At 55.1% G+C, this 25,834-nt stretch carries 26 protein-coding genes; 12 read left to right on the forward strand and 14 right to left on the reverse strand.

Annotated features, from left to right (window positions below):
* Positions 1-86: 86 nt before the first annotated feature.
* Positions 87-1,475, reverse strand: coding sequence for an ATP-binding protein (locus LA756_RS25485; RefSeq protein WP_224437538.1), 1,389 nt, complete (start codon positions 1,473-1,475; stop codon positions 87-89).
* Between the two features lie 80 nt (positions 1,476-1,555).
* Between LA756_RS25485 and LA756_RS25490 the strand changes: the two genes are divergently transcribed.
* The 3 genes from LA756_RS25490 to LA756_RS25500 all read left to right on the forward strand — a co-directional run bounded on the left by LA756_RS25490 (position 1,556) and on the right by LA756_RS25500 (position 3,607).
* A complete protein-coding gene (locus LA756_RS25490) occupies positions 1,556-2,050 on the forward strand; it encodes a hypothetical protein (RefSeq protein ID WP_224437539.1) in 495 nt (164 codons plus the stop codon).
* A 143-nt stretch (positions 2,051-2,193) separates the two neighbouring features.
* On the forward strand, positions 2,194-3,252 hold the full coding sequence (locus tag LA756_RS25495; protein ID WP_315858332.1) for a 3-deoxy-7-phosphoheptulonate synthase: 1,059 nt from the start codon (positions 2,194-2,196) through the stop codon (positions 3,250-3,252).
* A gap of 13 nt (positions 3,253-3,265) precedes the next feature.
* Positions 3,266-3,607, forward strand: a complete 342-nt coding sequence (locus LA756_RS25500; RefSeq protein ID WP_224437540.1) for a Rieske (2Fe-2S) protein — start codon at positions 3,266-3,268, stop codon at positions 3,605-3,607.
* A 325-nt stretch (positions 3,608-3,932) separates the two neighbouring features.
* Here LA756_RS25500 and LA756_RS25505 read toward each other — a convergent pair whose 3' ends face one another.
* Positions 3,933-4,916: a 3'(2'),5'-bisphosphate nucleotidase gene (locus LA756_RS25505; protein ID WP_224437541.1), complete on the reverse strand. Its 984-nt coding sequence runs from the start codon at positions 4,914-4,916 to the stop codon at positions 3,933-3,935.
* 154 nt (positions 4,917-5,070) lie between these two features.
* Here LA756_RS25505 and LA756_RS25510 point away from each other — a divergent pair, with 154 nt between their 5' ends.
* From LA756_RS25510 to LA756_RS25535, 6 genes are all read left to right on the forward strand, one after another.
* Positions 5,071-5,958, forward strand: coding sequence for an SMP-30/gluconolactonase/LRE family protein (locus LA756_RS25510; RefSeq protein ID WP_224437542.1), 888 nt, complete (start codon positions 5,071-5,073; stop codon positions 5,956-5,958).
* A 437-nt stretch (positions 5,959-6,395) separates the two neighbouring features.
* The gene (locus tag LA756_RS25515; protein ID WP_224437543.1) at positions 6,396-7,469 is read left to right on the forward strand and encodes a PA0069 family radical SAM protein; all 1,074 of its coding nucleotides are present in this window, start codon (positions 6,396-6,398) and stop codon (positions 7,467-7,469) included.
* A gap of 90 nt (positions 7,470-7,559) precedes the next feature.
* Positions 7,560-7,982, forward strand: a complete 423-nt coding sequence (locus tag LA756_RS25520) for a hypothetical protein (RefSeq protein WP_224437544.1) — start codon at positions 7,560-7,562, stop codon at positions 7,980-7,982.
* A gap of 119 nt (positions 7,983-8,101) precedes the next feature.
* Complete coding sequence (locus tag LA756_RS25525; protein WP_224437545.1) at positions 8,102-8,329, forward strand: hypothetical protein; 228 nt, start codon at positions 8,102-8,104, stop codon at positions 8,327-8,329.
* A 176-nt stretch (positions 8,330-8,505) separates the two neighbouring features.
* Positions 8,506-9,156, forward strand: coding sequence for a DUF1080 domain-containing protein (locus tag LA756_RS25530; RefSeq protein ID WP_224437546.1), 651 nt, complete (start codon positions 8,506-8,508; stop codon positions 9,154-9,156).
* Between the two features lie 387 nt (positions 9,157-9,543).
* Complete coding sequence (locus LA756_RS25535) at positions 9,544-10,575, forward strand: hypothetical protein (RefSeq protein ID WP_224437547.1); 1,032 nt, start codon at positions 9,544-9,546, stop codon at positions 10,573-10,575.
* A 110-nt stretch (positions 10,576-10,685) separates the two neighbouring features.
* Here the strand turns inward: LA756_RS25535 and LA756_RS25540 are convergent, their stop codons facing one another.
* A complete protein-coding gene (locus LA756_RS25540; RefSeq protein ID WP_224437548.1) occupies positions 10,686-12,044 on the reverse strand; it encodes a Trx7/PDZ domain-containing (seleno)protein in 1,359 nt (452 codons plus the stop codon).
* Positions 12,045-12,179: 135 nt separating this feature from the next.
* On the reverse strand, positions 12,180-13,379 hold the full coding sequence (locus tag LA756_RS25545) for a PQQ-binding-like beta-propeller repeat protein (RefSeq protein ID WP_224437549.1): 1,200 nt from the start codon (positions 13,377-13,379) through the stop codon (positions 12,180-12,182).
* 234 nt (positions 13,380-13,613) lie between these two features.
* Between LA756_RS25545 and LA756_RS25550 the strand changes: the two genes are divergently transcribed.
* From LA756_RS25550 to LA756_RS25560, 3 genes are all read left to right on the forward strand, one after another.
* Positions 13,614-14,204: an HAD family phosphatase gene (locus tag LA756_RS25550; protein WP_224437550.1), complete on the forward strand. Its 591-nt coding sequence runs from the start codon at positions 13,614-13,616 to the stop codon at positions 14,202-14,204.
* A 15-nt stretch (positions 14,205-14,219) separates the two neighbouring features.
* Entirely contained in the window at positions 14,220-14,648 is a 429-nt protein-coding gene (locus LA756_RS25555; RefSeq protein ID WP_224437551.1) for a thioesterase family protein, read from the forward strand.
* A gap of 140 nt (positions 14,649-14,788) precedes the next feature.
* Positions 14,789-16,021: a HEAT repeat domain-containing protein gene (locus LA756_RS25560; RefSeq protein WP_224437552.1), complete on the forward strand. Its 1,233-nt coding sequence runs from the start codon at positions 14,789-14,791 to the stop codon at positions 16,019-16,021.
* A 7-nt stretch (positions 16,022-16,028) separates the two neighbouring features.
* On the opposite strand, the gene LA756_RS25565 is transcribed toward LA756_RS25560, so the two are convergent.
* From LA756_RS25565 to LA756_RS25610, 10 genes are all read right to left on the reverse strand, one after another.
* A complete protein-coding gene (locus tag LA756_RS25565) occupies positions 16,029-16,940 on the reverse strand; it encodes an aminotransferase class IV (protein ID WP_224437553.1) in 912 nt (303 codons plus the stop codon).
* Positions 16,941-17,003: 63 nt separating this feature from the next.
* Positions 17,004-17,249, reverse strand: coding sequence for a hypothetical protein (locus tag LA756_RS25570; protein ID WP_224437554.1), 246 nt, complete (start codon positions 17,247-17,249; stop codon positions 17,004-17,006).
* Positions 17,250-17,395: 146 nt separating this feature from the next.
* A complete protein-coding gene (gene feoB / locus LA756_RS25575; RefSeq protein ID WP_224437555.1) occupies positions 17,396-19,612 on the reverse strand; it encodes a ferrous iron transport protein B in 2,217 nt (738 codons plus the stop codon).
* A 95-nt stretch (positions 19,613-19,707) separates the two neighbouring features.
* On the reverse strand, positions 19,708-19,932 hold the full coding sequence (locus LA756_RS25580; protein WP_224437556.1) for a ferrous iron transport protein A: 225 nt from the start codon (positions 19,930-19,932) through the stop codon (positions 19,708-19,710).
* The gene (locus LA756_RS25585; RefSeq protein ID WP_224437557.1) at positions 19,932-20,165 is read right to left on the reverse strand and encodes a FeoA domain-containing protein; all 234 of its coding nucleotides are present in this window, start codon (positions 20,163-20,165) and stop codon (positions 19,932-19,934) included. The genes LA756_RS25580 and LA756_RS25585 overlap by 1 nt, the downstream gene beginning before the upstream one ends.
* Positions 20,166-20,370: 205 nt before the next feature.
* Entirely contained in the window at positions 20,371-20,877 is a 507-nt protein-coding gene (locus tag LA756_RS25590; RefSeq protein WP_224437558.1) for a hypothetical protein, read from the reverse strand.
* A gap of 38 nt (positions 20,878-20,915) precedes the next feature.
* Positions 20,916-21,884: a sialate O-acetylesterase gene (locus LA756_RS25595; RefSeq protein WP_224437559.1), complete on the reverse strand. Its 969-nt coding sequence runs from the start codon at positions 21,882-21,884 to the stop codon at positions 20,916-20,918.
* A 25-nt stretch (positions 21,885-21,909) separates the two neighbouring features.
* Positions 21,910-23,592, reverse strand: coding sequence for an FAD-dependent oxidoreductase (locus tag LA756_RS25600; protein ID WP_224437560.1), 1,683 nt, complete (start codon positions 23,590-23,592; stop codon positions 21,910-21,912).
* A 59-nt stretch (positions 23,593-23,651) separates the two neighbouring features.
* Positions 23,652-24,029 (reverse strand): hypothetical protein, encoded by a 378-nt coding sequence (locus LA756_RS25605; protein WP_224437561.1) that lies wholly within the window; start codon positions 24,027-24,029, stop codon positions 23,652-23,654.
* 7 nt (positions 24,030-24,036) lie between these two features.
* Entirely contained in the window at positions 24,037-25,791 is a 1,755-nt protein-coding gene (locus LA756_RS25610; protein WP_224437562.1) for an arylsulfatase, read from the reverse strand.
* Positions 25,792-25,834 lie beyond the last annotated feature (43 nt).

The raw sequence follows: 25,834 nt of genomic DNA on the forward strand, positions 1-25,834 counted from the left end.
CGATTCCGGAATGCGTAGCTGGGCGATGACCTGACTAATCATGACGGCGTCAGAACGTCAACTATAGGGAATACCGTGAAGGATTCCTATGAGTCACTATGCGAGTTCGGTAAGGAATTTCCGTTATTTGTTGCAGGAAGTCGCGGAATGGTGACCGTCACTGTTGTTCCTGCGTCGGCGACCGATTCGATCGAAACATTGCCGTTAAGCTTCTCGACGACATTCTTCGCCAGGAAAACCCCGAGCCCGGTACCCGAGCCTGGCTCTTTGGTGGTGAAGAACGGTTCGCCAATTCTGGCCAGCACGTGGGGTGGCATTCCGGTTCCATGATCGCGGATGGTGATCACCAGTTGGTTGGCATTGGTCGACAGGTCAAGCTGGATCGATTCTTTCTGCGGTGTCGCGTCGATCGCATTTTTGACGAGTCCCCGGATGGCCTGAGCCAATAGATGCAGGGGGGCTTCGATCTCGACCTCCGGCAAATTGGCCGCAACGTGAACGCGTCCGCGATGCTGGGTTTCGATTAGCTGCGTGACTTCTTCCACAAGTTTGGCGGCCGATATCCGTACGATCGGCTCGCCGGTTGCCTGTCCGGCATCGGTCGACATCTGATCGAGAATGGTCCGGCAGCGATCCAGCTCGCCACGGATGAGGGAGATGTCTTCCTTGATTTCCGGGGCGATGTCGCCTTGTTCGAGTTCTCGCTGGACTTCTTTCGCGACCACGGCAATGGTGGCCAGCGGGGTGGAAAGCTCATGGGCTGCTCCTGCGGCGAGCGTTCCCAGGGCTTCAAGCTTTTCGCTGCGGGCCTGTTTCATCTCATTCAGCCGAAGGTTAGCCTCTTTTCGCTGTAGCTCCACATTAAGCCGGGTCGTGAAGTAAACCACGACCATCGCACAAGTTACGAGAGCAATTGACGTCCCTGCGAGCAACACGTGGACTGGGATTGTGCTTGTCGCCAGATTATCGATTTGCCAACTGCCGAGAATGGGGACCGGAAAGCTGGCCAACAGTAAAAGTCCAACGCACCCGACAGTTACAATGGCCAGCGTACCGGTATATTTCGGGATCAGCACGATGGCCGCCAACGAAAGGTTCACCAGGTAGAAAACGGCAAATGGATTGGTAATTCCTCCCGTGAAATAAAGCATCGCGGTCAAGAAGCCTAGGTCCATCAGCATCACAACGAATAGCAATGCTTCCCATGCCGCGAGGCTTTTGAGATCGCGAGAGCGGAGCGATTCGAATAAATAAGTGAGCAGCAAGTTACTGCTGGCGGTTAGGAAAATAATGGTGGCCAGCGGTTGCCACCGGATCTCGATGCCCAGCAGAAACATGGTCACTGCGATCGTGATCCACTGCCCGAAAGCGGCCACCCAGCGAAGCTTGATCAGCCAGGCCGTGTTGATCGTAAGTCGCGCCTTCCGCCCTTCCAGGACATGCGGACTGTTATCAAAATGAGAGGTTTGCGCCATGAGGCGGGTAGCCGGCTGGTGGATTGGTAGCGAAAAATAAGAATAGAGACGGCGATTCCTGCCTGAGGACAGATTACTCCATGAACGAAAATGCTCAAGATCCCAACGAGTTACGACTTTCCAAGTTCGGACTTACCTGTTTTATGGCGATGGTTGTGATCCTGCCGATCTCGATGCTGATCTTTCTAGGGGTTTCGCTGCCGAAAAAGTCGGATAACCCACTACCGATCTCTTTGCGTGTGAAGGATGTCGACGCCACAAAGGCGGTCGTCGTGACGAATCACTCGGAGAAACCGCTGGCCAGCATCGGAATCACGCTAAACGATGCGTTTCATTTCTACAGTAAGGATCCTCTGCCAGGCGGCGAAGATCTTTCCATTCCGTTCGCACATTTCACCCGAAAGAACGGACTTCCTTTCAGTACTGAAAGCCACGAGCTGACCGAGCTAGGCGTCTATGCCAAGCTCGAGGACAACTCTCGAGGCGTCTTTGTCATCGAGTCCGAGCAACTTTTGGAAGACCTCGAGACTTCTTCGATCTCGCCGGAAGATGCTGAAACCGCCGAGAAAATGTGAAATTTCGGGGCGAAATCGGCAAAATCCGACCATCCAAGCTGAAATTTCTCGACACGGGCAATCAGCCGCCTAGGACAATTCGACGCCTTAAGACATGATAGAGGTTTCCCCTGATCGTTAAGGCGGCCCTAGTAGGCAGGATCATGCACCAGACCGACAACGTTAACGTCCACCGAATCGAAAAATTGGCTCCACCCAGTGCCATCAAGCAGGAATTCCCCCTCTCGGAAGCTGCTCAAGATTTCGTTTTCGATTCCCGTCAGCACATTCAGCAAATCCTTGCCGGCAAGGAAGATAGGCTGATTGCGGTGGTCGGTCCCTGCTCGATCCACAACGTCGATATGGCGATTGAATTTGGCAAGCGGCTGAAAAAGCTCGCCGATCAGGTCTCCGATACGCTGCTCGTGGTCATGCGAGTATATTTTGAAAAGCCCCGGACCACCGTCGGTTGGAAAGGGCTGATCAACGATCCCCATCTGAACGATACCTTCGACATGGCCGAAGGATATCGTATGGCTCGGAAGCTGCTGATGGAGCTCGCTGAAATGCAAATTCCAGCTGCCAGCGAAGCCTTGGAGCCGATCACTCCGCAGTACATTGCCGATCTGATCTCACTCGCTTCCATCGGGGCTCGCACGACCGAGTCCCCCACCCATCGTCAAATGGCGAGTGGACTGTCGATGCCGATCGGGTTCAAGAACGGCACCGATGGTGATCTGCAAATCGCGCTTGATGCGATGACCTCCTCCAACGCCCCGCACAGTTTTCTGGGCATCGATGGCGAGGGAGCAACATGTGTCGTTCACTCCAAGGGAAACCCTTGGGGACACCTGATTCTGCGTGGTGGTCGATCCGGCCCGAACTTCTCGAAAGAATCGGTCGCCGAAGCGATTGAAGCCCTCGAAAAGCGGAATCTGCCGCCTCGTTTGTTGGTCGACTGCAGTCACGGGAACTCGCTGAAGGATCATACCCGACAAGCTGGCGTTTGGCGGGATGTACTTCAGCAGCGGATGGACGGCAGCCGTGCGATCGCCGGCATGATGCTGGAAAGCAATCTCATGCCAGGCAATCAAAAGCTGACCGAAGATCCGAGCGGTCTGGAATATGGCATTTCAATCACCGACGCATGCATCGGTTGGGATGAAACGGAACAACTTCTGCTGGAAGCCCACGAGCGTCTTAAGTCGCTCGTCTCGGCTTAATTACGGCCTACGCGTGTCGCTGCGTGTACCGTTGGCCAGCGTCGATGATCTGCCGACCCACGGGGGACGGCTCGTAGTCGTCGACGACCAATGGATAGGGCTCTTTCAAACCCCCGAGGGCATCTTCGCGATCGATGCGATGTGTCCCCATGCGGGGGCCAACCTGGCCAAGGGGAACGTTTGCGATGGGGCGGTTGCTTGCCCGGTGCATCATTGGCGTTTTCGACTTTCGGATGGCCAATATCTGGATGCCGACGAGCCTCGCTTTAATGCCAAGGTATACGCTGTAAATGTCGAAAATGGCCGCATATTGGTCGAGCTTCCGTCGCAGCCTGATTCGATTCGATTAATCTGAAGACGCTGTGTTTCGCGTCGCTAGACTCATTGTGTATTCTACAAGAGTGTTCACGCAATTCGTGCGAAAAATGTAAGAACGTGATCCTCAGCGAAGATCTTTCACACATTCAGTGCGCGAAAAGAACATGGCAAGAATTCTGCCGCTAAATCTTGCCGAAATGAACCGGTGAAACCGACAACCTTTCTTCGAAAACCTCAATGGTTCGCGCAAAGTTGTTGTACACGTGTTCAATAAAACCGTAAAATGGCGCGCGGAAGAGCAAACTTCTCAATGGTGCCATTTCTACGGCGTCGGAAGCGGCGTTAAGCCGCCAGGAAATCGATTACTCGTTCGCCTTCTTGACCGCCGCAGCGACGGCGTCGTGCAGGGGACCGTTGGTGGCGATGATCCCTTGGTTCTCCGAAAGCAAAGCCCCGCGTGAGAAGTCGAGCGGGTGACCATGGATGTCGGTGACCGTTCCGCCCGCTTCTTCGATGACAAGCGAGCCAGCGGCGTGATCCCAGATTTTTTCGACATAGCCTGGCTTCGTAGGAAGTCGCAGGTAGATTTCCGCTTCGCCACGGGCGACAACCGCGTATTTGGCCTGACTGTCCAGGCGAACTGAATCGCGCGAGATGTCGAGATGCTTGGCGATTTCGGACGACCAGCTGTGGTCGCTGTGACCTGACTCGACCGACTCGCAGAAGCGTGCGTCTCTCGAAATAATGCAGCCGGAAGTCTCGATTCGGCGGCGATCTTCCGGGTCAGAGAGCGGAGCCACATAAGCTCCTTCGCCACGCACGGCGGTGAACAGATAACCGACTTCATCGCTTTCGATCGTGCCGAGGTTGGGGCATGCCAACGCGGCAACTTTGACCTGGCCGTCGACCAGCAGCGCCAAAGCAATCGCGTATTGTTCTTTTCGCAGGAAGCCTTTGGTGCCGTCGATTGGGTCGAGCGTCCATGTCCGTGGTGCTGGATCGCGCGAGATGCCTTGGTCGATCCACGAAAGGACTTGCTCCTGCGACGCGTCTGGAATGACTTTGCCCACTTCCTTCACCACGCGGCTGAGTACCGAGATTTGATCCGGCAGGCGAAGCGCCGCGGAATCTTCCTCGGCGATCATTGGATCTTCCGGAAATGCTTCGTGGATCGCTTTGCAAACGACGGCCTGACTGCCGAAGTCTGCCACGGTCACGGGGCTGCGATCGTTCTTGGAAAGCTCCGCGAAGTCTTCGGTCGACTGAATGTGGCGGCAGATCTTGCTCGCTTCCACAACGGATTCAATGGCGACGCGAAGTTCCTGGGCGTATTGGCTATCAGGCATGGCAGGGCTTTTCAGGGGATGAAGAAGGCTATCCTTGCCGATCGTGTCGCAGGGACATACCATCGGCGGTAAGCTTGTTTTCCAAGCAATCTTATAGTGTAAAAAGTCTTCCCAGCGGATCACAACACCCCACAAACTACGGGAAAAAGGCCCAATGCAGACCTACGAAGCGAAATGTGTCCTCGATATTCAAGCCACTTTGGGGGAAGGCCCTTCCTGGGATGCGGCCACGAAAAAGCTGCTGTGGGTCGATATCGAGAACAGTCTGGTCAATCGCTTCGACCCTGAAACAGGCCAAAACGAGTCGTGGACGGTCGAGCAGGAATGTAGTTTCGCGATTGCTTCGACGAAGGGAGATATCATCGTCGGCACACGAGACGGGGTGGTACGGCTCGATCCGCTTTCGGGCGCCATCACCCAAGTGGCCAATCCCGAGACCAATTCCGAAACCAATCGATTTAACGACGGAAAGTGCGACCCGCGGGGTCGGCTATTCGCGGGGACGATTTCGGACACCCGAACCCCAGGCGATGCCAATTGCTACCGTTTTGACTCGCAATTCCAGTACGAAACGGTCGTTCCTGGTGTGGTGAACAGCAACGGTTTGTGCTGGTCGCCGGATCAAAAGACGTTCTATTACATCGATACGGCGACACGGAAGGTGGATGCGTTCGACTACGATATCGAGAGCGGCAACATCACCAATCGCCGCACGGTGGTCGATATTCCGGAATCGCTGGGCATCGGCAAGCCAGACGGCATGACGATCGACAGTGAAGGGATGCTGTGGACCGGCATGTGGGGTGGCGGTGCCGTTTGCCGTTGGAACCCTGAGAGCGGCGAACTGATCGGCAAAGTGGAAATACCCTGCCCCAACGTGACGTCTTGCTGTTTTGGTGGCGAAAATTTCGATCAGCTGTATATCACTACGCCACGAAAAGGGCTCGATGACGAGCAGCTGAAAAAATACCCCAACGCCGGCGGCCTGTTTCTCTGTCAGCCAGGCGTCCGCGGTGCCGCGACGACTCCTTTCGCCGGGTAAAATCGCCTTGGCGAAATAGTGTACTGGTGTATACTGTCGGCTGGAAAGAAAACCGGTCCCGCTTGGTTTGCGCGAAGCGGGGGCCGGGGGAAGGATTTAGCCACAGAGATCACCGAGGAAAGAGCCGGGCCGTTAGCATAACCACGATTCATTTCCATTGGTTAGTCTTGCCCCATTGGGTAGCCCGGTTTGCTTGCAAACCGGGGAGGCGAAGCCGAATCGAGGTCTTTGTGTGCGGCCAACCCAATGGAAAGACCTCTATTCGCTGCGCTCCCCAAGTTGCAAGCAACCATGGGCTACCCGGCGAAGATGTAGGAAAGTCTCCGCCTCGGTGAACTCTGTGTCCTCTGTGGCTAAATCCTTCTTCTGACGGTAAGTCTTCCAGTCACCCAGCGAAGCAGGCAGCTTGTAAGCGGCAGTATTGTTTAATGGACCCTATGCGGAAAGCGATTGGCCGGGGAACGAGTGAGAACCCGACGAATCGGTTCGAGACGTTAAGCGTTTCCGACGATCTGGAGCATTTGGATCGAACCGATGCCAACGAGTTCGCCGCGCGGAAGGTGCCGACGCAGTATTTCGCCGATGCGACACAGTCGTTGGTGACTAAGAACGACAGCCCCGACATTCCGTTCACGTACAGCTTGAACCCTTATCGAGGGTGTGCTCATGGGTGTAGCTACTGCTATGCCCGGCCGTATCACGAATACTTGGGGTTCAGCAGCGGGCTCGACTTCGAAACCAAGATTATGGTCAAGCGAGATGCCCCACAACTGTTTCGTGACTTCTTGAAACGGAAGACTTGGAAGTGTGAAGTGATTGCGATGTCTGGCGTCACCGATTGCTACCAGCCGGCCGAAAAGGAATTCGAGGTCACCAAGGGGTGCTTGGAGGTGGCCTTGGAGGCGCGGCAGCCGATTGGAATCATCACGAAGAATGCATTGGTCCTGCGCGATCTTGAACTGCTGCGGGAAATGGCTCGGCATCGGCTGGTTTGCGTGAACTTGAGCATCACATCACTCGATCAAAAGCTGACCAGGCTGATGGAACCGCGCACGTCGAGCCCTGCGGCAAGACTCAGGGCGATCGAGCAGCTGACCGCGGCCGGCATTCCGGTGAACGTAATGGTGGCGCCCATTATCCCAGGGCTGAACGACACCGAAGTTCCGAATATCTTGGAGGCAGCCGCGGCGAAGGGGGCCCTGAGTGCCGGATACACGCTGCTGAGATTGCCGCACGCCGTGAAAGAGATCTTTGTTGCTTGGCTAGAGGAAAACTTGCCGGAACATGCCGAGCGGGTTCGTTCGCGGATCGAAGCTTGCCGAGGTGGGCAACTGACCGACTCACGGTGGGGAAGCCGCATGCGGGGCGAAGGCATCATCGCTTCGACGATTGCGAAAACATTTTCTATCTTTCGTACGCGTTACGGACTAGAACAAAAGAAGGTCGCGTTAGATACGACACAATTCCGTGGGCCTACCCAAAATGGAAAGTCGCAAATGCGAATGTTTTAGCTGAACCGATCTTGCTTGACTTCCGTAGGAACGAGTAAAGAATGCTAAGGCATTTCCCTTTCTATTAGCTTGCAGAGACCTCCTTTCACGATGCGTTCCTTTTTGCAAACGACGATGATCTTTGGCCTCGCCCTGCTGTTGGCGATCGGTCCGGGGTGGTGTCGTATGCATTGCCAGGCAGCTTCCGCTTCAGGAATCGCCGGCTCTGGAAACTTCGCGGTGGCTTCCTGCTGTCAGTCAAGCCGTGCCCTGGTATCGAGTACGGCGGCATCGAATACGGCCGAACATCCTTCCCCCGGGATTCCGTCCAGCGAAGATTGCCGCTGCCAGGTTCGGCCGGTGACCAACGAAGTTCGTTTGGTTACCGTCGAGGTTCCGTCGTTGTTTCTGATCGCAGATTGGCTGTCGGTCGAACCGCTGGGTCTTGGGCTGCTGCCAAAGACGACGCTCACGCAAACACACGAGACGCCTCCCGTCCCGATTCACGTTCTGAAGTGTGTCTGGCGCTGTTAACGTTCTGCCGTTCTCAGCCCTTTCTATTGCCAACTGAAGCTGACGTGCGCGGAAAGTCCGTGACGCGCCGGCAACTGCTACACACTTAATTACTTCTATTTGAAATTGAAAAGGACGTGATGATGATCACTAAACTTGTTTTTGGTTCGTTGGTTGCTTTGGGTCTTGGTTTCGGTGCGATGTCGGTTCCTGCGACGACTGCCTCGCAGGCACCTCAGGCCGACTGTTGCACGCTGCAATTGGAATGCTGTGAAACGCAGGAAGCTTGCTGCGACGACGTGAAGCCAACGTGCTGCGAAGAAGGTCAGGCATGCTGCGAAGAAGTCGCCGCGTGCTGCAGCAAATAGTGCGATTGCTCGCGTTATGATGAATTAAACGTGGCCCCTTTTCAGGATTCGCCTGGAAAAGGGGCTTTTTATGCGCTTTTGCAGGGCGGTTGGTTGAAGCGTGGCAAGTGGGGAAGGATAATAGGACACCCTCTCCAAAACCCCATCCTCTAACTCAACCTAGGAGTTTCCTACCCATGCAGAAATCTTGGCTGATGTTTGGCTTGTTGATCTTTGGCTTCGCGGCAACGGCCCAAGCGGAAGAAGGCTGGGTCGAACTGTTCAACGGTAAAGACCTGAGCGGCTGGACCCAAAAGAACGGCACCGCCACGTACGAAGTTAAAGACGGCACCATTCTTGGCACCACCAAGACCGGCAGCCCTAACTCTTTCCTGTGCACCGACGAAGAGTACGGCAACTTTGAACTCGAGTTCGACGTGAAAGTTCACGACAAGCTGAACTCCGGGGTTCAAATTCGTTCGCAGACCAAGGGCGACACCAACGACGGTCGCGTGAATGGTCCTCAAGTCGAAATCGAAGCTGGCAAAGCGGAAGCTGGTTACGTTTACGGCGAAGCGACCGGCCGCGGTTGGTTGACTCCTAAGGAACGTCTCAAGCCACATTCGCACTTCAAGAGCGGCGAGTGGAATCACTACCGCGTTGTTGCTAACGGCCCACGTATTCAAACGTGGATCAATGGCGAAATGATCGAAGACCTGAACGACGAAGAGATCTACAAGTCGCATCCGAAGGGATTCATCGGCCTGCAGGTGCACGGCATCGGCAAGCAACAAGGTCCTTACGACGTCGCTTGGAAAAACATCAAACTGAAGAAGCTGGCCGACTAGTTTTCTAGTAGCTTAGCGCCCAAATCTTTAGGTGGTCATTGCTTAGGTGATGACCACCTTTTTTTGTGTGAACCTTCAAAAGCCATCGTGATTGCCGCACGACCACCACGGTTAAGAACACGTAAACCGGCCACCATTTCTTCTTGAGCGGTTGTCAGCGAATTCTCGGCAAATCGAGCCGATAAGTCGCGATTCTACGCGTCGCTCCGGTTTTTCTATCGCATTCTTCCAGGTTTGGCATAGTGCTTGCCATGTACCTAAGCCAACAAGCAATTCGTGGAAGATCGTCGTACCCATCGTTCGACGAGACTCGAATACGTCGCCCCAAGTCCGAACACGTATTCGCGAACTTGGAAGTTCCCCCTCAATCATGAGAAAGGAAAGACTATGAAAATCACGCCAAGCAATTGGATTCTAGGGCTGGTCGCAGCGACCGGTTTGGCACTCGCTGGTACGGCCAACGCTCAAGACCTCGGCGGTGTTGTCGAATCCGCTGGTGAGGCCGTAAGCGGCGCCGCTGATGCAGGTGCCAATGCCGGCGCTAACGTTCAGGGTGCCGTTGAAGGTGCTGCTGATGCCGGAGTTCAAGGCGCCGTCGAAGGTACTCGTGGTGCTGTCGATGCTGGTGCTGATGCAGGTGCCAACGTTACACCACCCGCAACGCCTGCTACGCCTGACACCCCAGCACGTGGGCTGACCGAATCGATCGAAGGTGCTGCTGGTGATGCGGCCGCTGACGTTGACGCGAGTCTAGACGCACAAGCTCCGAACTTGAATGACGCTCCGAATCCACCTCAAGTGGGTGCTGACGTCGACGCAGATGTCGATGCCAACATTAACAGCAACCGTCTAGATGCCGACGCACGGATTAACGCCGATGGTCGTGTTGATGCCGATGCTCGTATGCGTGACCGAGATGGTCGCGATCGAGATCGTGACTTCGACCGTGGCGACCGAGATCGTCGTGATCGCGACATGGACCGTAACGCTCGCTGGCGTTTCAAGAACCAGAACGGTACCTGGTGGTACTGGACTCCAGCCAACAGCTGGATGGTTTACCGTAACGGCGGTTGGGTGAACTACAACGGTCCTGGTTACGGTCACGGTGGTGCATGGTACGACAACTACCAACCACGTCGTACGACCGGATACCGTGGTGGTGACTACCGAGATGGTTACTACTACCGCGATAACGACGGCATGCGATTCTACTACGATGGTGGCCGACGTTATTACTACGACAACGATGGTCGATACTACTTCGACGGTGCCAACCGTCGTTACGATCGCCGATTCGCTGATCCAGACGTCCGCCGTGGTGCTGGTATCGGAGCCGGCATCGGTGGAGCCATCGGTGGTCGAGAAGGTGCCCGAATCGGTGCTGGTATCGGTGCCGCTGTCGGCGACGCCGCTGACTAGTCGCTAGTCGGCAATCAGCTAGATGCTTAGGGACAGAGCCCCGCGAGGCGAAAAGCTTCGCGGGGCTTTTTAATGCGCCGGCTAGAACGCTATAGATTGAACAAAGCCGCTCAGTCTTGCATCTTCAGCGAGAGTGTTAGCGGTTTGGTTCCCCGGACCAGCTTGACGGCCACCTTTTCGCCGGGCATGCAGTTTTGAGCCGCGTAGGCGAGCAAGTCGGTTTCGCGGGCCAGATCATCGCGGCCGTCGTATCCAACGATAACATCATCGACGCGAAAGCCGGTGTTCTTCGCCAACGCATGCTTGCCATATCGTCCTACGAAGCGAACACGCAGAGCCATCTTTTCCGGATCGGTAATGCCTGCTTTTCGTCGCTGTTCGGCCGAAGCTTCCTCTAAGACAAGACCACCCAGCACCATCCCACGCATGGGCCATGCACCGACACGCCAGGAAAGATCGTCCTGTTGTCGCCAGCCTTCGGTCAGCGTGATCGATTTGGCAAGTTGTTTGCCATCTCGAACGATCACCGCGGCGAGGGTGTCTTGCGGTTTCGCGTGGTGCAACACCCACTGCATATCGGCAATCGAAAGCATGACTTGGCCATTAAGGGCGAACACCTGATCGCCGGCCTGCAGACCTGCTTCGCTTGCAATCGAATCTTCCGTTACTTCTTTGATGGTGTTCATCGTGCTGGGGTCGATCACCATCCCGATCGCTTTGGGGTGAGGATACGGAAAGAGAAACTCGGTGGGAATTGCCTGACCGCGGCTCCGGAAGAAGTTCTTTTGGGCGTCACCGATTTGATGGCAATGAATGCAACTTTTGACGACATCCCCTTCGTAATTGAGCGTGTCGGTGAACTTGTCTTTCAGCGACGGAAACTTCTCCGGCGAAGCGAACAGCGGCTTATCGCCATGCTTCCCCTCGAAGTACGACTTATTGCGGGGGTAGTTGGCGTGCAGCTTCAGGCCGGCATCGAGTGCTTCCGTCAAGCCTTCAATTGAAACGTCGCTTGTCCAGTCGGTACGATGCGATCGGGTACCGAAGCGGCCGTAGATTGTCTTGTCGGGGTTCATCAGAAACACGGCAAACGATTGATCGTAGTCGTACTGGAACAAGTCCAAGTCTAAGCCGTTGGTGCCGACAATTCGGACGCGGACATACTTGTCCAGCAGCGGACGCAGGACGGGATCTTTCTCCATGATCTCTTCGTCCAGCTTGACGCACTCTTCGCAAGGAATGCAGCGTAGGACGACCAGCAGCGGCTTGCCGGTTTCTTTCGCCTCGGCAATTCCTTTTTGGAAGTCGTTGTAGATCCAATAGCCTTCCGAAAGAACTTTTTCGCGGTCGCCGCGAACTTTCTCTTCGCGTGTCAGGCTGACTGGTGCCTTTCCGTCTTCCGCGAGCAGCGGGACACTGCTCAGTACGCATAGCAACATGGCGCACCAGGAACGTGAAAGCTGAATCATGGGATTCGCTCCGAAATGAAGTGGGTGATTAGAAATCGCAGAAAAGAGAACTGACCGTCGTACTTGCGGCAAGCTTGGATGCCGTGGGGCAAGCCGTTGGCATCCTATCGCAAAGCTCGACGATCTGAGTAACGGTTACTTCGGGTTACGGAAGCAGTACAAACCATTGACGCTGCGAAGGTACAACGCGTCGTCCATAGGCACCCCGGAAGCTTGAAAGCCCGAGGGGAAATCGGCCTGGCTGACTTCGATGTACTCTTCCGGCGAAGCTTTGAACACAGTGGCATGGCCGTCGTCCGTCATGGCATACAAGTTGTCTCCTGCACATACGAGCGAGGCTCGGTAGTTGCCGCCGATTCGTTTGATCCAATCGACATCGCCGGTCACTGCATCGCGGCACGAGACCACGCCGCCATCGTCCAGCATGAAGATTTTGTCGTCAATAAAGACAGGACCAGGTCGCAGTGGTACCCCTTTGCCGGCAGTCCATTTGATGTGCGTGCTTGTGACGTCGCCACTGCCTGAGGGATCGACGGTGACGATCAAGTTCTTACCATGTCCGGGGAAAATGTAGATGAGCCCGTGCCGATAGATCGGTCGAATGGCCGCGTTCATCCCGCCATGCTGCACGCTCCATAAGATCTTGCCGGTCTCGGGATCGAACGACTGGGTTTCATATGCACTGGGATAGATCAACTGCCGGCGGCCATTATGGTTAATCAGCAGCGCGGTGCCGTACGCTTTCATCCAGTCGCCATTATCGGTGTTGTACTTGATATTGCGGTCGGTCTTCCAAACGGTTTCGCCGGTCGCTTTATCGAGGGCGACGACATACTGCACGTCGAAGCCATCGAACGCGACGTATAGGTTTTTGTCGTCCAGGATCGGTGACGAAGCGGGCCCGCGATGATGTTGGCAAGGGAGATCGCGACGCTGCCAAATGATTTCGCCCGACTTCGTATCGAGACATGCAGTGCCATATTTACCGTAGTGCAGATAGATGCGACCTTCTTCAATGGCCGGCGTACACGATGCGTAGCTGTTGGTGTGGTGGGCTTCGTCGACTTCTTCGTTTTCAAAGATCAACAGGTCGTGCAGTTTTTCGCCGGTGTTGCGGTCGTAACACAATGCGTACTGCTTGAGTCCATCTTCGGTTGCGGTCGTAATCCAAAGTTGATCTCCCCAGATGACAGGGGACGACCAGCCTTTGCCGTGTGGCTCTGCTTTCCAAGCGATATTGGCAGGGTCGCTTAAGTCGGTGGGGACTTTGGCCGCGAAGTTCGCCCCGTTACCGTCGGTGCCACGAAACTCAGGCCAATTGTGTTCAGCGGACAAAATGTTCCAGGAAAAGCATGCAAGGCAGAAAGAAAGGAAAATCGGCAGACGCATTCTGCAATACCCTTAACGAGGTTCGAGCGGGGAGGATCGTTGCGCTAGGCGGCGGGAGGCCCCATTATCGTCCGCTGCGGTAAGCCGCGTCAACTCAAATGCCCTTCATTGCCCCGACAGAGCATCTACAATAAGCAAAACCTGAGAACAGGCAGAAAAGCACCACTAAGAGGCAAAATCGTGCAATTTGAAGGTTATATCTTCGACCTGGATGGAACGCTGGCCGATACGATGCCGGCTCACTATTTGTCGTGGCGTCAGGTCACCGAGAAGCATGGCTTGGAGTTCTCGGAAGATCGGTTCTACTCGATGGGGGGGATGCCGACCGAGCGAATCTTCAATATTCTCGCCGAAGAGCAGGGCGTCACGCTCGACGCATTGGAATGTGCTCACGAGAAGGAAGACGCATTTGTCGAACTGATTTCCGAGGTCGAGCCGATCGAGCCGGTCCTGGAAGTGGTTCGGTTGAATCATGGCAAAGTGCCGATGGCGGTTGCCACCGGGGCGATGCGATGGGTGATGGATCGCATTTTGAAAGAACTTGAGATCCGCGATTACTTTCAGGCGTTCGTCTGCTCGGAAGATACCGAGCGGCACAAGCCGTTCCCGGATGTGTTTCTGGAAGCGGCCAAGCGTTTGAACGTCGCCCCCGAAAAGTGCTGCGTTTACGAAGATGCCCAACTCGGCATCGAAGCAGGGCAGGCTGCCGGGATGCACGTTGTCGACGTGCGAGAATTTCATACCCCTCGGCGGATCACCGCGGGGGCGTAGGGTACCGAACGTTTCATGCTGACGAATATCTACCATCATAAAATCGATGTCGTGTCCGACGATATCGATGTGCAAGGGCACGTAAATAACCTGGTCTACTTAAAGTGGATGCAGGACGCAGCCGTGGCCCATTCGTTGGAAAAGGGCTGGGGCCAGAAGCAATACGACGAACTCCGCTGCGGCTGGGTCGTTCGTGCCCATCAAATCGAATACCGCTGGCCAGCGTTTGAGAACGACCAGCTGGAAGTGGTCACGTGGGTCGACTCCTTCCGCCGGGCCTCGTGCGTCCGTAAATACGAAATCCGCCGCAGCCGCGACGAAAAAGTGTTGGCCATTGCCCAGACCAATTGGGCATTTGTCGACCTCGACAAGCGGATGCCGGCGAAAGTCCCCCAAGCCATCATCGACGCGTTCCGCAACGAAGACGTGGCCCAGACGTCGTAGATTTTGGACGTTTTGGCCTCCCCCGGACCGTGATAACCCGCATTTTTTGAATTCTGGGGCCAAATCTTGGTGCCGGAGCTAAGCGGTTCGTATACTTAGGGATAGGGTTTTTCTCGCCATTTCCCACAGAGAGCTTGCCGGTGCGACGCCGATTGGTTGCCAAGACGTTCTGTACTTCCTTCATTGCTGCGGCAATGGGGCTGGCAGGATTCTGCGCTATCGCCGAGGCGGAAGTCTTTCACCTGGCCAGCGGTGGGACGGTCGAAGGAACGCTGCTGAATCCGGACGAATCGCCTCGCGCGACGTACCAGGTCAAAACCGATAACGGCACGCTGGTGCTTGGTAAGACGACCGTTCGCGACGTCGTGGCTTTCTCGGCTCAGTTGAAGCAGTACGAAGAGTTTCTGCCGCGCATGCCAGACACCGTCGAAGGCCAACTGCAAATGGCCAAGTGGTGCGATCAGAACAATCTGCCGGAGAAGCGGGACTATCACTACAACGAAGTCCTACGGCGCGAGCCAGACAACGTCGACGCACGTAAGGCCCTCGGCTACGAACGTTTTCAGAACAAGTGGATCATCCGCGACGATTGGCTGCGACAGCAGGGATACATTCGCGATGGGCGTCGCTGGCGATTTCCGCAAGACCTGAAGATGATGGCCGAAGATCAAAAGATCGAAGACCAGCAAGTCGAATGGCGGAAGCAAGTCCGTAACTGGCGATCGTGGCTAAAGCGTGGCGGCGACAAAGCTCAGGAAGCGGCCAAGGGGCTGCAATCGCTGACCGATCCTAACGCTGGCTTGGCGGTGATCGAAGTTCTGGAAGATGAAAAGCACCCTGCGGTGCGCGAACTGCTTGTTGAAGCATTGTCCGGGATCAAGACACCCCAAACGACGATGACGTTAGTCAAGATCGCCGCAAACGACCCGGACGATTCTCTCCGTGATCGAGCCACCATCGCACTCGAGCAGCGGGAAAGCCAACTCGCCGTCAGCTATTTGATCACTCAGTTGAAAAGTGACGACAATACAGCGGTCAATCGAGCCGCGATTGTGCTAGGGCGTTTGAAGCATCCCGCGAGCGTCCTACCGTTGATGGATGCCCTGGTAACGACGCATAAGTTCCAAGTGAAGAAGGGAACTCAGCCTGGCCGTACGAACGCCGCGTTCAGCAACACCGGCGGTGGCGGTATGTCGTTTGGCTCGGAAAAAGCCCAGATCATCGACAAAGACATTCAGAACCGAGGGGTGCGTGTCGCGCTGCGTCAGGTTTTGGACGAAGAAGTCGATTTCCAATTCGACGAAGCCGCCTGGAAAGCTTGGTACGCTAACAAGAAGATGCCACTGAGCGTCGACCTTCGCCGCGACGGTTAGTCCACCGCTATTTACCGGCGAATTTTCTCGCTTGTTCCCGCACGCCGACGCCGACCATTTCTTCCCAGGTCTCAATCAGCTGTTTAAAGATCGGGCCTGGTTTGCCGACACTGATCGGTTTGCCGTTCCATTGATTGCACGGCACGATGCATGGCGACGTGCTCGTCAGCAGCACTTCATCCGCTGTGGCGAAATCTTCTGGCGTCAATTGTTTGTGCGTGACAGGAATATCGAGCTGTTTGGCCAGCATCTCGAGCGTGGCGATACTGATGCCTGGCAACACGAGTTCGGCCGGAGGAAGTTCCAATCCGGTGTTGGGGTGGTACTTGGCGATGTTGGCGGTTGTGGCTTCCATCACGTAGCCTGCTTGATCGAGCAAAACGGCTCGCGCGGCGGGATCTTGCTTCTTCGCTTCCAAGTCGGCCAGGTAATAATGCACGCGCGAGCGAACTTTCAGTTCACGCGGCCAACACTCGACCGGGGTCTGACGCGTTTGCGGGACGATCAATGCCTGACCAGCTTCGTAAAGATGGGCAAACGTATCGAAGGCGACCATCTGCGTGTGAACGGCCAGCCGACCCGTTTTGTGTGGCTTGTAGACCTGATCCATCGAGCCGGGGGTGATGAAGATTGTCACACCCAAATCGGCTCCGGCTGGAAGTAGCGGGTAATTGTGCTCGATAATTTGATGAACGACAACGGTCAGCGACTGCTTCGATTCCGGCGACTGGACGTCGACCATTTGCAAGCTGTTCCAGAGACGATCGAGATGCTCGTCAAGTCGAAAGATCTTGCCGTTGAACGTGCGACACTGTTCCGCGACGGTGGTCCCCAGTACGAACCCGGCATCGCTAAGCGGAATGGTCAGTTCGCTGTGAGGTATCCAGGTACCTTCCCAGTAGGCGATTGGCCCTGCCATGGGGTGTCCTTCTTCAAGCGGGAAAGAGATCGAGCGGCGCGTTCTGGAGTGAAGCGGCGAAGATTACGTTCGCTGCGAGCTTACCGCAGAAGTCTCGTCAGGGGAAGTTACCGCGTTGTCGGTCGGTTCGCTACTGGTCAGCTGAATCAGATTGCCACCTTCGGCGGATTGCTTCGAGCCACAACCGCAGCCCCCGCAACCACCTCCGCTGCATGCCGATGCCGCACCCAGGATGCTCCGGTAAATGGCCCAGCCGATATACCCAAACGCCGAGCCAACGATCAGAAGCACGATTAAGTTTTGCCACATGGGGAAACTCCTTGGCCTATCGTTGCGTGTTCGGGGGGAAAGTCAAATGGAGGGGGCTTCAATCTTCGATGTTCAGTTTTCAGTGAAGACCGATGGGGGTAGCTAAAGCGTATCATCGGCAGATGGCCCCGCTTCAGCCAGCAATTTTAACTCAGCAGGATTGCGGCGGAGACTTGGTAGGTGATCAGGGCTCCGACGTAGGCCAGGACCGTCATGTAAACGAACGTGAAAATGGGCCATCGCCAGCTGTTGGTTTCGCGTTTAATAACGGCCAATGTCGCAGCACATTGAGCACATAACGCGAAGAACACCATGATCGACAACGCGACAGGGATGTTGAACACTTTGTCCTCGCTGCCGTCCCACGTGGCTCCCTTGATCGTTTCTCGCAGCGGTTCGGACTCTTCGTCTTCATCGCCACCTAGATTGTAGAGCACGCCCATGGTACTGATGATCACTTCGCGAGCCGGGAACGAGGCAATCGCGGCACTGCCGATCTTCCAATCCCAACCCAACGGGCGAACAACGGGCTCGATCCAATGTCCGGCCATGCCAAGGAAGCTGTGTCGCAATAAGTTGCCGTCGATCTGGTTGTTGATTTCGCCCAAGCGAGCTTCGATTACTTCTGCTTCTTCCTCGTTGGCGTTTTCAAGCTGGGCTTCCAATTGAGCGATCTCATCCGCGAACGGTGCCGTGGCTGCTTCTTCGTTGCGAGGGAAGTACGACAACGCCCAAATAATTACGGTCATCGCAAAAATCAGCGTACCGGCTCGTTTGACGAAGGCCCATCCTTTTTCGACCATCACCGTCAGCACCCCAACAATCGATGGAAACTTGTAGCTGGGAAGTTCCATCACGAACGGAGGCGTTTCGCCCGGCAGAATGGTTTTGCGTAAACAGAACGCGACACCCACCGCGGCGATAATTCCTAGCAGGTACATGCTGAGCATTACCAACGTGTGCAGCGAAAGGACGCCGCCGAACGTTTCATCGGGAATGAACGCCGCGGTTAGCAGCACGTAAACGGGCATTCGGGCACTGCAGCTCATCAGCGGAGCGACCAAGATCGTAATCAGTCGGTCGCGGCGATTTTCAATCACACGAGCCGCCATAATGCCGGGGATGGCACAAGCGAAGCTGGACAGCAATGGAATGAACGACTTGCCGCTTAGGCCAATCTTGCTGAACAGGCGATCCATCAAATAGGCGGCCCTGGCCAGGTAACCGCAATCTTCCAGGATCGCGATGAAGAAGAACAAAATGCAAATCTGCGGCAGAAAAACCAACACGCCGCCGACGCCTGCGATGACACCGTCGATCAATAGCGACTTGAGAGCACCATCGGCCAGGTTGGCATCGACTACCCCGGCGATCAACTCGAAAAACGCTTCGATCAATCCCATCAAGTTGCCTGCAACTAAGTCGCTGAAGACCGCTTGAAACATGAGTGTCATGATGAGAATGAAGAAGATGGTGCCACCGAAACGGTTCGTTAGCACACGGTCGATTCGATCGGACAGCGTGACTTTTCGCGTCGCCTCGCGGGTGACGATGCCATCGAGGACACCTTGCACCCATTGATAGCGGGAAATGGCTTCGATCGCTGGAACCGGTTGCCCCAGTTCGGCAAGCTGATTGCGTGATTCGACAATCCAGTTGTGCAGTTCCTGTCCGCCGCCGGCGACTTCTTTTTCGAGGTAGCCGCTTGTGTCGAGCAGCAGACGCTCGGCCAGGTAACGAGGAGCATCGACGTCGCGCTCTTGTAGCTTGGCATGTAGCTGGCCTACTTTGTCGCGGAATTCGTCAGGGAAGGGGCTCTCGACCGCAATGGAATCTCGCTCTAGCAGGGCGACGATTGTATCGCGAAGTTGATCGAGACCACCTCGGCGATTGGCCTGGGTCGCGACAACCGGCAGCCCGAGTCGTTCTTCCAGCTTCGCGACATCGATGGTGATCCCTTTGTCTTGGGCGATGTCCCCCATGTTCAGCGCGACAACCGTCGGCAAGCCGAGTTCTTTGACCTGGCTGACGATGTACAAGTTTCGCTCGAGGTTGCTCGCATCGACGATCACCAACACGGCGTTCGGCTTGGCTTCGTTCGCTTGACGGCCTAGCAGCACATCAACGGTCACCATTTCATCCGGCGAACGCGGGGCAAGGCTGTACGTCCCAGGCAAGTCGATCAGTTCGACTTTTTGCCCGTTGTGGGTGAACGAACCATGCTTCTTTTCGACGGTCACGCCGGGATAGTTGCCGGTCTTCTGGCGGATGCCAGACAATGCGTTGAAGAGGGTCGATTTCCCAGTGTTGGGATTTCCGACAAGGGCAACGTTTAGCGTTCTGGCAGGTGCGTCGACAGACATGCGGCTTGTTGTTTCACTTGGGCTGTTCGAGGAATGCAAGAAGGATCGCCGGGGGCGAAAAGCGGTCGGCGAGAACGGTGCGCACTAGGGAAGGATTAGCTGACCAGTTGGACTAAGTCTGCTTCGGTCTTACGCAGGCTGAGGTGGTAACCGCGAATCTCCACCTCAAGGGGATCGCCAAACGGTGCCGAGCCAATCATCTTGACGGCACAGCCTGGGGTCATGCCCATTTCCAACAGTCGTACGGCCGCCGTGTTGGTGGCATCGATCGAAGCGATGACCCCTTCCTGGCCAACCGCAAGTTCCGACAGCTTCGACATTATGTCTCGTCCGTATTCACCAGAATGTTGAGGATATCGGACTGCCGAAAACAAAGCTTCGACTGCCCCACGCGAACTATGCAGGGACTGCCGCTTTGCAGCATCTCGACTTCCGTTCCCGTTTGCAGCCCCATCTCGGCCATCCGCTTGACGTCGTCGCATCCGCCAACGATCTGCGAAATCCGCACCACGGACCCTGGCTGCACCATGCTAAGGGGAATGTCGGGAAGCATCTATTGCCTGCTAATTGAGAGTTGTTCTCAGTACGAAAATCTTAACTGAGTGGCCGCTTTGTGGCAAGATGGTGGCGGGTAGGTCCGTAGGGTCGATTATGGACCGAACGACCATTGCCAAACGGTCGTGACGGTTTGGAAACAAGAGATCACTCAGCGTATCGAAGAGTTGACTGCTTAGAAGGGCCTTGCCGTTAACGACGATCTATTCCGATGAGTCTTCAGGCGGGTTCTCTTCGATAAAATCTTCGAAGCCGGCGAGAAACTTGTGTAGCGAAATCTCGGAAATAGAAACGGCATAGGCCAAGTTGACTCGTGTTGTCGTAAGCTTGATTTCAACGGCAGCCTCTTTTCGGAATCGTTCGAGGACCTGTTTTCCGGCTTCATGCGATTCAATCTTTGCAACTGCGTCTTCCGTGGCGAGCAGTTTTTCAGCGAATAGCTTGCGATTCCATTTGTAGAGATCGTCCACATCGCGAGGATGCTCTAAGCGTACCCAACTGGCAGGGCCGAAACTGGCGATACGAAACAAGCGTTGGCGAGCTCTCGGCTCGAATGGCTGGCCATTAATGCGATCGACAGTCGTTGCGAAATCGATCTCATAAACGGCGCCCTGTGCGAGAAATTTCGTGCCAGCGAAAGTCGACTGAGCCTGTAGGCTAGACGACATCGCGATCAGGAACAGAAACATCAACGGAATCGAACGAACCATTTCTAAATTCCTTGCTGCTCAAATTGATAAATAGGCAATCACTTCCCTGGAACCATCGTAAGCATTGCTTGCCCGAAAGCGTTACCAATTTGAAAGAACGTGTCGGCACGTCCGTAGTAGTGGTAGCCGCCGTCGAATGACTCACCATCTTTGACGATGTAGGGGCTGGTCTTTACGAAGGCGACGTTGCCGCGAAAGTCAGGCAGCTTGGTGACGTCCTCTTGGATCTTGCGAAACTTGAAGTGCTTTTCTGCGTAACGTTTCTCTGGCTCGACCCCTTGCTGGCCTAGTTCGCCAATGACGAACGGGAGGTTCGGGGCGTCCAGATCTTTACGAACGTCACGAACGAGGTTCTCCAAGTTTTGGCCATATTCATCCATCTTCTTTTGATCGATGATGTCGTTGAAGCCCTGAAAGAAAACGAATCCAGAAAGTTCGTATCCTTGCTGTGGATCGTAGTTCGGAACGACGTTTTCGATGTTGGCTAACGTTTCCTGGACGATACGAATCGTGTCTCGGTAAGCTTCGCCATACGTTTCTTCTGGGAGAGGTTCAATTTCTTTCGTTTGACGATTTCGCTGGGTGTAATTTCCTGGGCCGGAACTGGGGGGACGAAAGCGAACCGCCATTGCTCTTCCACCCCAGGCACATTTGATGATGAGGACTTTTTCGTCAAAGGCTTCGCCGACAACATGGCCGAACTGAAGTTCGGGACCAAATCGATTGGTGGGCGTCCCGTAACCGACGGAAAGCTTGCCTTGCCCGCGATCGTCGTTGTATTTGATGAAGACGTCGTCTCGTTCGACCCAGCCGCTTTTATCCTTCAGATGCTGATACGTCTTCGCGGTGGCAGGATCGGAGAGAAGTTGTTCAAGGTGTTGGATCGCCCCTTTGCCTTCCATGTTCGACTGACCACACAGCACGAATACTTTTACTGGGGCTGCGGCGGCGTGGGACAACAGACAGACGCTGACGCACGCCGCGAAGATGAAAAGAAAAGACTTCATGAGGAGAACTCCCTGAAGCGAGTGGCTACCGATTGGTATACGGTTTCGGTTTGCCAGCGGGGGTTAGTTGCTGACCATCTTTTTCCAAACGTGTTTTCAAATCTGAATATTGAAGGTCGTGCAGGCTAATGTTCTGATCGATCGCCAAGACCGCGGCGGTTGCCGAGCTTTGACCTAGGATCATGAAAACTGGTTCCATGCGAATGCTGCCGAATGCAATGTGCGAACTCGACAAGCAGCAGGGGACCAACAGGTTGGTCGCTTCACCTTGCTTGGGGATTAACGAACGGAAACTGATCGCGTAGCTACCGCCGGTGGCGACTTGCACATCGCCTTCATTCTGCACGGTGCCCTCTTCCGTGACGAATCGCTGAACGTTGTGCGAATCCATATTGTAAGAGCCGAGCCCGACGCTGTCGTCACAAATTCTCAGTCGGCGACAATCGCTTTCGGTCTGAACATAATCCGAAACCATTCTCCGGGCCTCGCGAACATAAATCTGGTACGGCCAATTGGCGTTGTCGACGAATTCGTCTTTGGCGAGTCCCCACTTTGCCATCTCGTCACGCACCTCTTGGGGAACACGAGGATGATTGGCCAGCGTCCACATGAGCCCTTGTTGGTAGTCGAGGTGCTGCTGCAGGATTTGTTTTCGCTCCGCATAACTGGCCTCGGGGTAATCGTAATTCATTCCGATGTTGTCGGTCGAGAACGCGCCGTTGTTGTTGGTGTCGGTCTTGCCGTTGGGGGCAGGGGCAGGGTGCAGCGGCACACGCATATCGCCAGCTTCATAGTTCCGGAAGAGAAGCTCGTAGACGCTTTCGTCATAGTTCTTGGGTTTGGGGAACGGCACGCTGTTCTCTGGCACACGCGACATACACATACGATAGCAATAGGCTTGCACACGATGATCGGCAGAACCTTCCTGGCCAGGCCCTTGGTTGTGAACGCCCCAAACCACGCCGCTGTTCGGATCGCCTGGCTTGATGTAGGGATCGACCGATACGCGGAAGCGATGGTTCTTAATGTTCTTCGCCACTTCGACTCCGTTGCCGATCTCGCCGTATTTATCGTTGCTTTCACGACCAACGGTAAACGTGACGCCAGCGGCTGCCATCAGGTCGCCTTCGTAGGTGGCGTCGATGAACATCTTGCCGTGGAACGTCTTGCCGGAAAGGGTGCTGATCGCTGCGATCCGCTGACCATCCATCCGAACTCCATCCATACGATCGAGCCATTCGTCGCGCAGGACTTCGATGTTGTTTTCGCCGATGAAATCTTCAAAGACGTTTTCTGCAACGTGCGGCTCGAAGACCCACCAGGTTTCGTTCTTGGAATCTGACGCGCCGTGGGCTTCACGCTGGGCCAAGTAGTCTTTCGGGTTCTCGTATGGCCAGGAATCGCTTTTGGCGTAGTGCTTGTAGATGCGGTGATAGAACTCTTGCGAAAGTCCGCCGATCGCATTTTGGCGACCACTATCGGTTCGCCCGAGACCGCTGCTCGAAAGTCCGCCTAAGTGTTTGTCAGGACTGATCAGTACAACGGTCTTGCCCATTTGTTTCGCTTGCACCGCGGCAATTACCCCGGCACTCGTCCCGCCGTAAACGACAAGATCGTACGACTTCGTTTGCTCCGCTACAGCGCTGCTGGCGAAGATAGAAAGAAGGGCAGTTATTGCGGAAAAGGCGAAGATGTGACGTGGTATCATGGGTCGTAATCTTCCGGAAGGGAATGTGATTGGCAAAGGGGAAGGAGCAAAGAGTGGAACTATCGCCAGCTGAAATTGGGATAGACCCAATCAAATATCGTAACGTATTCGACGAGCAGGGTTACTACATAAAATCCGACGAGCCATTCCAAGTATCGAAAGAGGAACATGTTGAAATGTTTCGCGAGGATCACCCCTAGTATCAATGACGCGGTAATCGGAATGGCGGGCAATAACAAAACGATCTGCACGCTACTCCACGCAGGCCCGGCCGGAACGAGTTCCGCCAGTTTCATTAGTAACGGCAATACCACGTAGGGAATGAGCAGCGAAACCAAGCCGATCGATCGTGAGGCGACTCTTAAACCAATTTGCCCCGCCGCAGATTGTGGCGGAGCAAATGGATTGGACTGGCCTTCCGATCGATCCTCTGGCATCGCGTCATTACTTACGATTGAGCCAGACGTAGCGAACTTCGATGGCACCATCGCCAGGGATTTTAGCGGCGGAAAGGGTGAGTGTCCCTTGCCCTTTCGGTAGGTCCAATGTGCCCAGCGAGAAGGGTTTGAAGTCTTTCACCGGTGACTCGGAACCACGATCGAAGCGGTCACTTTCAGGGCCATAGCTTTCGGGGTCATGCACTTCGGAGATTGTCGCCGATGTCTTTTGACCGAGCAGATCCGCTTCGATTTCGACTCCCACGTTTTCTTTCGGGCAGGTGTAATAGACGATCGCTTCGTACTCGCCAGGCTCGCTCACTTCGACGTCCCAGGTAATCGTGCCGTCGGTATTCTTCCAGTTGGTGAAGTAGGAGCAATTCGGAGCTCCGGCACTCCGCTTGATTCCGCCATGGCCGTTACCATCTCGAGCCGGAAGAGGCGTATTGGTCGAATAGCCAACGGTGAACGGCCGCTTATCCTCGTTGGGAAGCATCTCGCCGCGGTATCGTTTAGCAACTTCTTTCAGCTTGGCAGTTACTTGAGGATGCTCCTTGGAAACATCTTTGCGTTGTCCTCGATCCTTGGTGATGTCGTACAGCTTGCCGTCGGCGTCGAGCCGATATTTCTGGCTGCGAACGCTTACCTGGTTTCGACGCGAAGCAATCAGGTAACGGTCTTCGGAAGCTTGGGCGTTCTTTTCGGTCAACAGCGGTTTGAGGCTAATGCCATCGATGGGCTTCGGGAATTCCTGCTTGATACCAGCGAAGTCCAAGAGTGTTGGCAATAGATCGACTGCGCCTGCGATCGGTTCGATCGTTCGCCCAGCAGGAATATGCTCAGGCCAACGAATGATGCATGGGACACGAGTTCCTCCTTCATCGAGCGAACCTTTGCGCCCCTTCATGTCGCCGTTCCAGCGGAAACTGTTCGGTCCGTTGTCGGCGAAGTAAATGACGATGGTGTTATCGGCGAGGCCGAGTTCGTCGATCTTGCTTACCAACCGGCCGACGTTCCAGTCGATGTTTTCGCACATTGCGAGTGCTGCCCTGGTCATGCCGAGCTGTTCTTTATTGGGATCGCGATTCTTCATCTTCGGATCCATGTCGGCAAACTTGTCGTAAAACTCGTCAGGTACTTGCATCGGTGAATGAGGCGTGCAGTACGGAACATAGCAGAAGAATGGTTTGTCTTTGTTCTTCTCCATGAACTGCATCGCGCGGTTGGTGAAGTCGTCGGAAACATAGCCGTCGCCACGCACCAACTTGTTGTTGTGATCCAATTCTGGGCTGAAATAATGTCCCCAGTGGCCAGAGCAGAATCCGTAGTATTCATCGAAGCCGCGTGCATTGGGATGGTAGGGAAACTGCATCCCGTTGTGCCACTTGCCGAAGGCCCCGGTCGCGTAGCCAGCTTCTTTGAAGTACTGGGCGATCGTTTTCTCGTCGAGATTCAATCGTTCCTGTCCGGTCGAAACGCCACGAACGCCAGTGCGTCCGTAAAAGCGGCCGGTGAGCATTTCGGCGCGAGTTGGAGCGCACAGATGGCAGACGTAGAAGTTTTCAAACAGGGCACCTTCCTGGGCCAACTGATCGATCTTGGGTGTGGCGAGATTCGTGTTGCCGTGTACGCTGAGATCGCCCCAGCCTTGATCGTCGGTGAGAATCATCACGACGTTCGGCTTAGCGGCATCTGCTGCGTGAAGCGCGTGAGGAAGGAAGAGGCCGATGGCCAACAATGCGAGGGGAAAAAGACGGTGCATGATGAAACCTTACGTCGAGGAGGGACATACTTGGGTGGGTCTC

The organism is Bremerella sp. TYQ1 (genome assembly GCF_020150455.1).
Taxonomy (GTDB): Bacteria; Planctomycetota; Planctomycetia; order Pirellulales; family Pirellulaceae; genus Bremerella; species Bremerella volcania_A.

Bases quoted from the DNA above. Each gene is read 5' to 3' on its own strand.
- LA756_RS25485 (WP_224437538.1), bottom strand. From the start codon at position 1,475: ATGGCGCAAACCTCTCATTTTGATAACAGTCCGCATGTCCTGGAAGGG.
- LA756_RS25490 (WP_224437539.1), top strand. From the start codon at position 1,556: ATGAACGAAAATGCTCAAGATCCCAACGAGTTACGACTTTCCAAGTTC.
- LA756_RS25495 (WP_315858332.1), top strand. From the start codon at position 2,194: ATGCACCAGACCGACAACGTTAACGTCCACCGAATCGAAAAATTGGCT.
- LA756_RS25505 (WP_224437541.1), bottom strand. From the start codon at position 4,916: ATGCCTGATAGCCAATACGCCCAGGAACTTCGCGTCGCCATTGAATCC.
- LA756_RS25510 (WP_224437542.1), top strand. From the start codon at position 5,071: ATGCAGACCTACGAAGCGAAATGTGTCCTCGATATTCAAGCCACTTTG.
- LA756_RS25515 (WP_224437543.1), top strand. From the start codon at position 6,396: ATGCGGAAAGCGATTGGCCGGGGAACGAGTGAGAACCCGACGAATCGG.
- LA756_RS25520 (WP_224437544.1), top strand. From the start codon at position 7,560: ATGCGTTCCTTTTTGCAAACGACGATGATCTTTGGCCTCGCCCTGCTG.
- LA756_RS25525 (WP_224437545.1), top strand. From the start codon at position 8,102: ATGATGATCACTAAACTTGTTTTTGGTTCGTTGGTTGCTTTGGGTCTT.
- LA756_RS25530 (WP_224437546.1), top strand. From the start codon at position 8,506: ATGCAGAAATCTTGGCTGATGTTTGGCTTGTTGATCTTTGGCTTCGCG.
- LA756_RS25535 (WP_224437547.1), top strand. From the start codon at position 9,544: ATGAAAATCACGCCAAGCAATTGGATTCTAGGGCTGGTCGCAGCGACC.
- LA756_RS25540 (WP_224437548.1), bottom strand. From the start codon at position 12,044: ATGATTCAGCTTTCACGTTCCTGGTGCGCCATGTTGCTATGCGTACTG.
- LA756_RS25555 (WP_224437551.1), top strand. From the start codon at position 14,220: ATGCTGACGAATATCTACCATCATAAAATCGATGTCGTGTCCGACGAT.
- LA756_RS25565 (WP_224437553.1), bottom strand. From the start codon at position 16,940: ATGGCAGGGCCAATCGCCTACTGGGAAGGTACCTGGATACCTCACAGC.
- LA756_RS25570 (WP_224437554.1), bottom strand. From the start codon at position 17,249: ATGTGGCAAAACTTAATCGTGCTTCTGATCGTTGGCTCGGCGTTTGGG.
- feoB (WP_224437555.1), bottom strand. From the start codon at position 19,612: ATGTCTGTCGACGCACCTGCCAGAACGCTAAACGTTGCCCTTGTCGGA.
- LA756_RS25580 (WP_224437556.1), bottom strand. From the start codon at position 19,932: ATGTCGAAGCTGTCGGAACTTGCGGTTGGCCAGGAAGGGGTCATCGCT.
- LA756_RS25585 (WP_224437557.1), bottom strand. From the start codon at position 20,165: ATGCTTCCCGACATTCCCCTTAGCATGGTGCAGCCAGGGTCCGTGGTG.
- LA756_RS25590 (WP_224437558.1), bottom strand. From the start codon at position 20,877: ATGGTTCGTTCGATTCCGTTGATGTTTCTGTTCCTGATCGCGATGTCG.
- LA756_RS25595 (WP_224437559.1), bottom strand. From the start codon at position 21,884: ATGAAGTCTTTTCTTTTCATCTTCGCGGCGTGCGTCAGCGTCTGTCTG.
- LA756_RS25600 (WP_224437560.1), bottom strand. From the start codon at position 23,592: ATGATACCACGTCACATCTTCGCCTTTTCCGCAATAACTGCCCTTCTT.
- LA756_RS25605 (WP_224437561.1), bottom strand. From the start codon at position 24,029: ATGCCAGAGGATCGATCGGAAGGCCAGTCCAATCCATTTGCTCCGCCA.
- LA756_RS25610 (WP_224437562.1), bottom strand. From the start codon at position 25,791: ATGCACCGTCTTTTTCCCCTCGCATTGTTGGCCATCGGCCTCTTCCTT.